This is a genomic window from Pseudoflavonifractor phocaeensis (genome assembly GCF_038439875.1).
Lineage (GTDB): Bacteria > Bacillota > Clostridia > Oscillospirales > Oscillospiraceae > Vermiculatibacterium.
Map to the genome: position 1 here is coordinate 527,852 of NZ_JBCDMT010000002.1, position 9,506 is coordinate 537,357.

The 9,506-nt window shown below is 63.6% G+C and carries 12 protein-coding genes; 10 read left to right on the forward strand and 2 right to left on the reverse strand.

Features of this window, described 5'->3' with window-relative positions; genetic code table 11:
- Positions 1 to 83: 83 nt before the first annotated feature.
- Positions 84 to 1,220, forward strand: a complete 1,137-nt coding sequence (locus AAEU42_RS04510; protein ID WP_342232339.1) for a D-alanyl-D-alanine carboxypeptidase family protein — start codon at positions 84 to 86, stop codon at positions 1,218 to 1,220.
- Between the two features lie 46 nt (positions 1,221 to 1,266).
- On the opposite strand, the gene AAEU42_RS04515 is transcribed toward AAEU42_RS04510, so the two are convergent.
- Positions 1,267 to 1,530 carry a hypothetical protein gene (locus tag AAEU42_RS04515; RefSeq protein ID WP_342232340.1) on the reverse strand — a complete coding sequence of 88 codons (264 nt, stop codon included), beginning with the start codon at positions 1,528 to 1,530 and terminating at the stop codon, positions 1,267 to 1,269.
- A gap of 122 nt (positions 1,531 to 1,652) precedes the next feature.
- On the opposite strand from AAEU42_RS04515, the gene AAEU42_RS04520 reads away from it, so the two are divergent.
- The 4 genes from AAEU42_RS04520 to AAEU42_RS04535 all read left to right on the forward strand — a co-directional run bounded on the left by AAEU42_RS04520 (position 1,653) and on the right by AAEU42_RS04535 (position 3,274).
- Positions 1,653 to 1,802: a ribbon-helix-helix protein, CopG family gene (locus AAEU42_RS04520; protein ID WP_342232341.1), complete on the forward strand. Its 150-nt coding sequence runs from the start codon at positions 1,653 to 1,655 to the stop codon at positions 1,800 to 1,802.
- 123 nt (positions 1,803 to 1,925) lie between these two features.
- Positions 1,926 to 2,369, forward strand: a complete 444-nt coding sequence (locus tag AAEU42_RS04525) for a LytTR family DNA-binding domain-containing protein (RefSeq protein WP_342232342.1) — start codon at positions 1,926 to 1,928, stop codon at positions 2,367 to 2,369.
- A 1-nt stretch (position 2,370) separates the two neighbouring features.
- Positions 2,371 to 2,763, forward strand: a complete 393-nt coding sequence (locus AAEU42_RS04530) for a DUF3021 domain-containing protein (RefSeq protein ID WP_342232343.1) — start codon at positions 2,371 to 2,373, stop codon at positions 2,761 to 2,763.
- Positions 2,764 to 2,968: 205 nt separating this feature from the next.
- Complete coding sequence (locus tag AAEU42_RS04535; protein WP_342232344.1) at positions 2,969 to 3,274, forward strand: hypothetical protein; 306 nt, start codon at positions 2,969 to 2,971, stop codon at positions 3,272 to 3,274.
- On the opposite strand, the gene AAEU42_RS04540 is transcribed toward AAEU42_RS04535, so the two are convergent.
- Entirely contained in the window at positions 3,237 to 4,742 is a 1,506-nt protein-coding gene (locus tag AAEU42_RS04540; RefSeq protein ID WP_342232354.1) for an oligosaccharide flippase family protein, read from the reverse strand. The two genes, AAEU42_RS04535 and AAEU42_RS04540, sit on opposite strands and share 38 nt — an antisense overlap.
- Before the next feature lie 128 nt (positions 4,743 to 4,870).
- Between AAEU42_RS04540 and AAEU42_RS04545 the strand changes: the two genes are divergently transcribed.
- The 5 genes from AAEU42_RS04545 to AAEU42_RS04565 all read left to right on the forward strand — a co-directional run.
- On the forward strand, positions 4,871 to 5,608 hold the full coding sequence (locus AAEU42_RS04545) for a DUF554 domain-containing protein (protein WP_342232345.1): 738 nt from the start codon (positions 4,871 to 4,873) through the stop codon (positions 5,606 to 5,608).
- Positions 5,609 to 5,962: 354 nt separating this feature from the next.
- Positions 5,963 to 6,739, forward strand: coding sequence for an enoyl-CoA hydratase-related protein (locus AAEU42_RS04550; protein ID WP_342232346.1), 777 nt, complete (start codon positions 5,963 to 5,965; stop codon positions 6,737 to 6,739).
- A 200-nt stretch (positions 6,740 to 6,939) separates the two neighbouring features.
- Positions 6,940 to 7,788, forward strand: coding sequence for a 3-hydroxybutyryl-CoA dehydrogenase (locus tag AAEU42_RS04555; protein WP_342232355.1), 849 nt, complete (start codon positions 6,940 to 6,942; stop codon positions 7,786 to 7,788).
- A gap of 128 nt (positions 7,789 to 7,916) precedes the next feature.
- Positions 7,917 to 9,080 carry an acyl-CoA dehydrogenase gene (locus tag AAEU42_RS04560; RefSeq protein ID WP_342232347.1) on the forward strand — a complete coding sequence of 388 codons (1,164 nt, stop codon included), beginning with the start codon at positions 7,917 to 7,919 and terminating at the stop codon, positions 9,078 to 9,080.
- A 24-nt stretch (positions 9,081 to 9,104) separates the two neighbouring features.
- The coding region (locus tag AAEU42_RS04565) for an electron transfer flavoprotein subunit beta/FixA family protein (protein WP_342232348.1) at positions 9,105 to 9,506 on the forward strand (402 nt) is incomplete at its 3' end.

Genomic DNA, 9,506 nt, shown 5'->3' on the forward strand with positions numbered 1-9,506 from the left:
GACCAAATTTCGCCTGGAATACTCCCGGGAAAAATCCGCATCTTAATGGCAGATTTCCAGATGAGATAAATGGAGGCAGGACCATGAAAAAATGGATGGCGGCCCTTTTGGCCGTTTCACTTTGCATCCTTCCCGCCCGGGCCGCCGTGGCCGGGGCCCCGGAGGTGGCGGCGGGGGCCGCCGTGCTGATGGAAAAAGAGACCGGGACCGTGCTCTATGAGGAGCACGCCCACGACAAGCTGGAGCCCGCCAGCGTCACCAAGGTGATGACCCTCCTGCTGGTGATGGAGGCCATCGACAACGGGACCCTGGGGGTGGACGAGACCGTGCAGGTCTCCGCCCGGGCGGCCTCTATGGGCGGCTCCCAGGTCTATCTGAAGGAGGGGGAGACCATGACCGTCCGGGATCTCCTCAAGGCCGTGGCGGTGGTCTCGGGCAACGACGCCGCCGTCACCCTGGCCGAGCGGGTGGCGGGGAGCGAGAGCGCCTTCGTGGAGCGGATGAACCAGCGGGCGGCGGAGCTGGGCATGGCGGACACCACCTTTATGAACTGCACGGGCCTGCCCGCGGCGGGGCACCTCACCTCCGCCCACGACATCGCCGTGATGTCCCGGGAGCTGATTTTGCACCATCCCGCCATTCGGGAGTACACCACCATCTGGATGGACTCCATCCGGGACGGCGCCTTCCAGCTTTCCAACACCAATAAGCTCATCCGCTTCTATGACGGGGCCACCGGCCTCAAGACCGGCTCCACCGACGCCGCCCTCTACTGCCTGTCGGCTACCGCCGAGCGGGACGGCATGGAGCTCATCGCCGTCATTCTGAAATCCCCCACCTCCGCCCAGCGGTTCGAGACCGCCAAGTCCATGCTGGACTTCGGCTTTGCCAACTACACCGTGCTGGACGCCCATCCCGCCCAAGCCCTGGTCCCGGTAGACGTGCTGCTGGGCGAGGCCGAGCAGGTCCAGCCGGTGCTGGCGGGCACCAGCCGGGTCCTGGTGGAGAAGGCCCAGATCAACGAGGTGGAGACCCGCATCGCCCTCACCCCCAACGTGGAGGCCCCCGTGGAGGAGGGCCAGAAGCTGGGCGAGATGACGGTGCTGGTGGGGGGAGAGGTAAAAGAGACCATCCCCATCGTGGCCGCCCAGGCGGTGCCCCGGCTCACCATCCCCGGCATCTTCCAAAACCTGCTGAAGCATTTCTTCATGGCGAAATGAGCCAAAAAAGACCGGGCGCGGGTCGGGATACCGACCTGCGTCCGGTTTAGGCTTGGTGGGCGGGGGCCTGGAGCAGGAACCGGCGGGCGCTTTCGCCGTCGGGAAAGGTCCGGCCGGGAAAGAGGTAGCCGGCGGCCTGGAGCCAGGCCTCGCCGGAGTACTCCTCCGGCGGGATGCCGGCCGCGCAGCGGCCCAGGGCGGTGCGGCCCTCGGGATAGGCCGCCAGCGTGGGCACGTCGGAGAGGTAGGCGCAGCCCAGGCCGGCGCGCAACCGCTCCAGAAGTTCGTCGGTGTCCAGCATGACCCGCATTTCCCCCCTTTTTCCGTGTTTTGTCCCTCCAGATACGCCCAGTTTAACATGAAATACGATGTAATACAATATAAACTTTGCGCTTGTAATACTATATACGTACACTGTAAACAGGTGATAAAATGGGGATTGAAAAAAGGGTATACAGCTTCCGCTTCGACCCGGAGATGGTGGCCCGCCTCCAGCTGCGGGCCGAGGAGGAGAACCGCAGCCTGTCCAACCTGGTGGAGACGATCCTGAAGCAATACCTGGCCAAACTGGAGCAAAAATGAAGGGCGCCCGGAATTTCCGGGCGCCTGTTTGCCGCTTGGGGCCCAAAAACCACCACTTGTGGAAAAGGGGGCGACAAAGGCCCCTGGCGGTGCTATCCTGGGAATCAGAGAGGAGGCGGACGCATGAAACTGACATTGGAACCCCCGGCGGGAGATGAGCCGGAGGTGGTCATCCGGGGAGATCCCGCCGACCCCAGGGTCCACCGGCTGATGGCCGCGTTCTCCCGGGCGTCGGGGACCGGGCGGCTGTTCCTGTACCGGGAGGGCAAGGCGTTTCTCTACGATTTGGAGGACGTGGATTACTTCGAGGCGGGGGAGGGCAGGGTGCTGGCCCACGCCGGGGCGGAGACGCTGGAGGCCCGGGAGCGGCTCTACGAGCTGGCCGGGATGGCCCCCGGCTTCCTCCAAATCAGCAAGGGCGTGCTGGTGAACGTGGCCAGGGTCCGCTCGGTGGAGGCGGAGTTCTCCGGCAACTACGTCTGCTCCCTCCGGGACGGAAAGACCCGGCTCACCCTGTCCCGGAAGTACGTCAAGGCGTTCAAACAATATGTGATGGAGGCGAGATAGGATGAAAGGCTTTAAAAACGTGATTTTGCACATCGTCATCGGCCTGGGCATCGGCTCGGTGGTGTCGACCGTGGGACTGGTCCTCATGGGCAATCTGGACGGGACCCTGCGGCAGGTCATCGCCTGGCTGTGCGCCTCGGCCTGCTACGGGCTCATCTCCCTGGTCTATGAGACGGAGAAGCTCTCCCTGCGGCTGGTGCAGGCCATCCACCTGCTGGGCTGCCTGGGGGTGACCCTCTTCACCGGCTGGCGGCTGGGGTACTTCGCCGCCTGGGGCTGGACGGCGGCGGTAAGCATGGTGGTGTCCTTCCTGGTCATCTACACGCTGGTCAGCGTGGGCATCTACCTGGTGGACCACCGCAGTGCCCGGATGATGAGCGAAAAGCTGAAATAAGCGGCAAAGAGCGCGCCCGGATTTTCCGGGCGCGCCCTTAATATTTTATCTAATTTTAGCAGTGGAATGTCTGCATTCCACTGCTTTTCTAATTTTATGATACAGTATTATTTGATATTTAGATATTGATTCGTATACAGGGGGTTAGGGCTTGCAAGTTATATCAGATCAATTAAGCAAATAAGCAGAGGAGGGATATTTTTAGATGGCAAATGAAGAGAAAGAGAAAATGTTGCGTGATATTGAGGCAATGTTTTTAAACCTGTGCAATCCACAACGGCGTGCGGTTATGTGGGTGGCAAAAAACATTGACTTTTTAGACGCACTGTCAAAAGAGGGCCGGCTGGCGGGGGCGGACCTGGAGACTTACCTTCAGCTTGGCAGGGAGAAAAAGGACGATTATCTTTTTATGATCGCCGGGTATCTCCAGGCCAGGACCCAGCAATGGATGGAAGAGACGGGCGGGGCGGCGGTTACGCCCTCCGACGGGGCAGAGCCCCCTGGGCGATGAGGGCGCAAAAGTAGAGCACCACCCCGAACACCAGGCACACCAGCCCGGCGGGCACCCCCTCCAGCCCGGAGCGGAGCAGGGTGGGGAAGAGGAGGTTGACGCACAGCCCGGAGAGAAGGGCGGCCAGCCCCGGGGCCACCATCCACTGGAAGATCAGGGGCTTGAGGCCGATGGCCTTGGATACCGACCGCCAGTTGAGCCACACCCCCAGCACCGTGCTGATGAGCAGGCCCTCCACGTAGCCCTGGAGCCCGATGCCAGGCTGGCCCATCCGCACCCAGGTGACGATGAGCTGGACCGCCCCGCAGATGAGGGAGTTGCGGGCGGCGGCGGTCTGTTTGCCCAGGCCATTGAGGGAGGAGGCCAGCACCGCCTCGTAGCAGGTGAGGGCCACCCCGGCGGACAGGGGGGCGGCGAAGTCCCCCACGGAGGGCTCGTGGAACAGCGCCCGGCCCAGCACCGGCCCCAGCACCGCCAGCAGGGCGGCGGCGGGGAGGATGAGCAGGGAGGTGGCGGAGAGTGCCTTGCCCACCCGGCGGCGGGAGAGCTCGGGGCGGCCCAGGGCGGTGGACTCGGCCAGCTTGGGCACCAGCACCAGCCCCATGGCCGAGATGACGGCGGTGGGGAGGGCCAGCATGGGCACCGTCATGCCGCACATGACGCCGAAGGCGCTCATGGCCTGGGACACGTTGGCTCCTGCCCGCACCAGCCGTTGGGGGATCATCACCGAGGTGGCCGCCCCCATCAGGTTGCCAAGCAGGGAGGTCCAGCCGATGGGCAGGGCGATCTTCCCCACCTTCCGCCGCAGGACCCGGCGGTCCACCCCCGCCCCCGCCGGAGCCCGGCCCATGGCCCGGCGGTAGAGCAGGGTCAGGGTGACGGCGGAAAAGACCTCGCAGACCACCATGCCCAGCACGATGAGGCCCACAGACTTTTCCGGGCTCTGGGGGAGGAACCGCCACAGCAGCCCCAGCACCGCCCCGGCCCGGATGAGCTGCTCACAGATCTCGGTGACGGCGGGGGGGCGCACGTTGCCCGAGCCGTAGAAGTAGTGCTTGTGGATGTTCTCCAGCCCCGTCAGGAGGACGCAGGGCAGCAACAGCAGCAGCCCCAGCTGGGAGCGGGCGTCCCCCAGCAGGTAGACCGAGATGGGGTCGGAAAAAAGCCCAACCACGGCGGCCACCACGGCGAAGGAGAGGAGGAAGCCCAGCACGCAGGTCCGCACCGTCTGGGCGGCGGCCCTGGCGTTGCCCAGGGCGTGGTAGCGGGAGGAGAGGTTGGAGCAGGCCACGGTGAAGCCCACGGCGGTGAGGGACATGAACACCGCCGACACCGGCATGACCAGCTGGTAGAGGCCCATCACCTCGCTTCCCACCATCCGGGAGAGAAAGACGCGGTAGACGAAGCCCACGGCCTGGGCGAAGAGGCTCACGGCGGTGAGGATCACGGTGGAACGCAGCGCGGACATGGGTTTCAATGGAAGGCCCCCTCTCTTACAATGCAGGGTATTCAACGGACAAGTCTGACATGCCGGGGGGACTTGTCATTCTATTTTGACAAACGGGCCCGGGGCGAGTAAAATAAGGTCAATTCTGCGTGTCTGAGAGAGAAGGAGTGATCCCCGTGCTGGCGGTGATTGTCAACGTGGTCCTGGTGATCCTGGGAAGCCTGCTGGGCATCCTGCTGAAAAACCGGTTTTCCCAGCGGATGGGGCAGGCGGTGATGGCGGCCCTGGCCCTGTGCACCATCGGCATCGGCCTGACCACCCTGCTGAGGACCCAGGACTCCATGTGCGTCATCGTCTGCATGGTGCTGGGCACCCTGCTGGGGGAGAAGATCGACATCGAGAAGCAGATTGACGGCGTGGGGGAGGCCCTGCGCCGGAAGCTGGTCCGGGGGGAGGGCAACAGCCGCTTCGTGGAGGGCTTCCTCACCGCCACCGTCCTCTACTGCGTGGGGGCCATGGCCATCAACGGCTCCATCCAGGCCGGGCTGAACCACGACTACGCCATCCTCTTTTCCAAGGGGGTGATGGACGGGGTGAGCGCCATCACCTTCGCCGCCGCCATGGGCGTGGGCGTGGCCTTTTCCGCCCTGCCCCTCCTGGTCTACGAGGGGGCCATCACCCTCCTGGCCGGAGTGGTGGGGCCCTACCTGGGGGGTGACGTCATTACGGAGATGAGCGCCGTGGGCGGCGCCATCATCCTGGGCATCGCCTTCAATATGCTGGGCATGGGCAAGGAGAAGATCCGGGTGGGCAATATGCTCCCCGCCATCTTTCTCCCCATCCTGTACCTCCCGCTGGTGAATTGGCTGGGCGGGCTCATAGGCTGAGACGAAAACGGTCCGCGCTCCAAATCCTGGTTTGGGGCGGGGGCCGTTTTTCCGCGTTCCCCCTGGGAACCGGGGGGTAATGAGCATATTTCCTGCCAATTTTCTCATGGGGCGGAGGGGAGCGCCCCGCCGTCCAGAGATTTGAAGGGAAAATTTTTTGCTTTCCCGGCGATTTTGTCTTGCGCCGGGCGGGAAAAAGAGCTATACTAAGCAACATGGACGGCCTTGGGCCGCATCCGGAATAACGCAGCTTGAAACCGTGGCCCCATGGAGAAGTTGCGTTTTTTCACAGAAGGCATTGTTAAAAAAATAACGGACATGGAAGAAATGAATACATAGATGGAGGCAAGAGACATGGGATTTGTAAAGACCGAGCAGAAGGGCCATGTGGCGATCCTGACCATCGACCGGCCCGAGGCGCTCAACGCCCTGACCGCCGACGTGCTCCGGGACCTGGGGGAGGCCATGGACGCGGTGGAGGCCAATGACGAGGCCTACGTGGTCATCCTCACCGGCGCGGGCCGGTCCTTCGTGGCCGGGGCCGACATCGGGGAGATGAAGCCCCTCACCGCCGTGGAGGGCAAGGCCTGGGGCAACGCCGGCAACGACGTCTTCCTGAAGGTGGAGAACTGCACCAAGCCCGTCATCGCCGCCATCAACGGCTTTGCCCTGGGCGGCGGCTGTGAGCTGGCCATGGCCTGCGACATCCGTCTGGCCAGCGAAAAGGCCAAGTTCGGCCAGCCCGAGGTGGGCCTGGGCATCACCCCTGGCTTCGGCGGCACCCAGCGGCTGGCCCGCATCGTGGGCACCGGCCGGGCCATGGAGCTCATCTTCACCGCCAAGACCATCGACGCGGCCCAGGCCGAGAAGATCGGGCTTGTGAACGCCGTCTGTGCCCCCGAGGAGCTGATGGACAAGGCCATGGAGATGGCCGAGATGATCGCCGCCCAGGCCCAGGTGGCCGTCCGGGAGTCCAAGCGCTGCATCCGCAAGGGCATCCAGACCGACATCAACACCGGCCTGGCCTTTGAGGCCGAGGCCTTCGGCCTGTGCTTCTCCACCGAGGACCAGAAGGAGGGCATGAGTGCTTTCCTTGAGAAGCGCAAGGAGAAGCATTTCACGGGCAAATAAAGGCTTCCCCTGGGGGAAGCTGTCAGCCCAAAGGGCTGACTGATGAGGGGAACGTCCCGTTCCTCAGACTGGTTCGGACAGACGATACCCTCCCCTCATCCGTCACCGGCCTCCGGCCGGCGCCACCTTCCCCCCAGGGGAAGGCGTTTCATAAAAAATCCAAAAATGAATATAAAATAGGAGGCACTACATACATGAGCATCGAAAAAGTAGTCGTCATCGGCGGCGGGACCATGGGTCTGGACATCGCTCAGGTCATGGCCCGCAAGGGCAAGACCGTGGTGGTCCGGGACATCAACGAGGACCTCATCAAGGCCGCTGAGGCCCGCCTGAACAAGGGCCTGGACAAGCTGGTGTCTAAGGGCAAGCTGGACGAGGCCGGCAAGGCCGCCATCACCGGCAAGATTTCCTTCACCACCGAGCTCAAGGACGCCGCCGACGCCGATCTGGTCATCGAGGCCGCCACCGAGAACCCCACCATCAAGAAGAGCATCTTCACCGACCTGGACGGCCTGTGCAAGCCTGAGACCATCCTGGCCTCCAACACCTCCTCTCTGTCCATCACCGAGATCGGCGGGGCCACCAAGCGGCCTGAGAAGGTCATCGGCATGCACTTCTTCAACCCCGCCACCGTGATGAAGCTCGTCGAGGTCATCCGGGGCGCCAAGACCTCCGATGAGACCTATAACGCCGTTTTCGCCCTCTCCTCCGAGGTGGGCAAGGAGCCCGTCACCGTCAGCGAGGCCCCCGGCTTCGTCGTCAACCGCATCCTCATCCCCATGATCAACGAGGGCTGCGAGCTGGTGTACTCCGGCGTGGCCTCCGTGGAGGACGTGGACAAGGCCATGAAGCTGGGCGCCAACCACCCCATGGGCCCCCTGGAGCTGGGCGACCTGGTGGGTCTGGACGTGTGCCTGGCCATCATGAACACCCTGTATACCGAGACCGGCGACTCCAAGTACCGCCCCAGCCTTCTCATGAAGAAGATGGTCCGGGCCGGCTACCTGGGCCGCAAGACCGGCAAGGGTTTCTACGACTACTCCAAATAAGCAGTCCCGAGGGACGGCGGGAGCTCCCACTCCCGTGATCCCGTGCATATACCAGTCCCGGTGGGACGGCGGGGGCTCCCAACCCCGCGGATCGCGTTTTCATTATAAAGTAGGAGGAAGGTATCAATATGGATTTTCATCTGAGCAAAGAGCAGGAAATGCTCCGCAAGATGTACCAGGACTTCGCGGAGAATGAAGTGAAGCCCCTGGCCCAGCAGGTCGACGAGGAGGAGATGTTCCCCGAGGAGACCGTGAAGAAGATGGCCAAGCTGGGCATGATGGGCATCTATTTCCCCAAGGAGTACGGCGGGGCCGGCGCCGACGTGCTGAGCTACGTCATGGCCGTGGAAGAGATGAGCAAGGTCTGCGGCACCACCGGCGTCATTATCTCCGCCCACACCTCCCTGTGCGCCAACCCCATCTTTGAGCACGGCACCGAGGAGCAGAAGAAGTACTATCTGCCCAAGCTGTGCTCCGGCGAGTGGATCGGGGCCTTCGGCCTGACCGAGCCCGGCGCCGGCACCGACGCCCAGGGCCAGCAGACCACCGCCGTGCTGGACGAGAAGGGCGAGAACTGGATCCTCAACGGCTCCAAGATCTTCATCACCAACGCCGGTTACGCCAACGTCTTCATCATCATCGCCATCACCGGCTCCCACCTGGACCGCCGGGGCCGCAAGGTGAAGGACATCTCCGCCTTCATCGTGGAGCGCACCGACAAGGGCTTCTCCGTGGGCAAGCACGAGAAGAAGATGGGCATCCGGGGCTCCTCCACCTGCGAGCTCATTATGGAGGACTGCGTCATCCCCAAGGACCGCCTGCTGGGCCAGGTCGGCAAGGGCTTCAAGATCGCCATGCAGACCTTGGACGGCGGCCGTATCGGCATCGCGGCCCAGGCTCTTGGCCTGGCCGAGGGCGCCATTCAGGAGGTCGTCGCCTACACCAAGGAGCGCGTCCAGTTCGGCCGCCGCATCTCCCAGTTCCAGAACACCCAGTTCCAGCTGGCCGACATGCAGGCCCGGACCGAGGCCGCCAAGTGGCTGGTGTACAAGGCCGCCATGGATAAGCAGAACCACGAGCCCTACACCGTCTCCGCCGCCACCGCCAAGCTCTTCGCGGCCGAGACCGCTTCCGACGTGACCCGCCGGGCCGTGCAGCTCTTCGGCGGCTATGGCTACACCCGCGAGTACCCCGTGGAGCGCATGATGCGCGACGCCAAGATCACCGAGATCTACGAGGGCACCAGCGAGGTCCAGCGGATGGTCATCTCCGGCAACATGGGCGTGAAATAAGGATACGGGAGGGAATTAGAACATATGAAGTGCATTGTATGTGTAAAGCAGGTGCCGGACACGTCCGGCGTGGTGGCGGTGAAGGAAGACGGGACGATGGACCGTGCCGCCATGGCCACCATCACCAACCATGACGACCTGGCCGCCGTGGAGGCGGCTCTGGAGCTGAAGGACGCCACCGGCTGCAAGGTCGTGGTGGTCTCCATGGGCCCCCCTCCGGCGGAGGGGATGCTCCGGGAGCTGCTGGCCATGGGCTGTGACGAGGCCGTTCTGGTCTCCGCCCGTGAGTTCGGCGGTTCCGATACCTACGCCACCTCTCAGATTTTGGCCGCGGCCATCCACAAGATCGGCGTGGACAAGGACGACATCATCTTCTGCGGCCGCCAGGCCATCGACGGCGACACCGCCCAGGTGGGCCCCCAGATT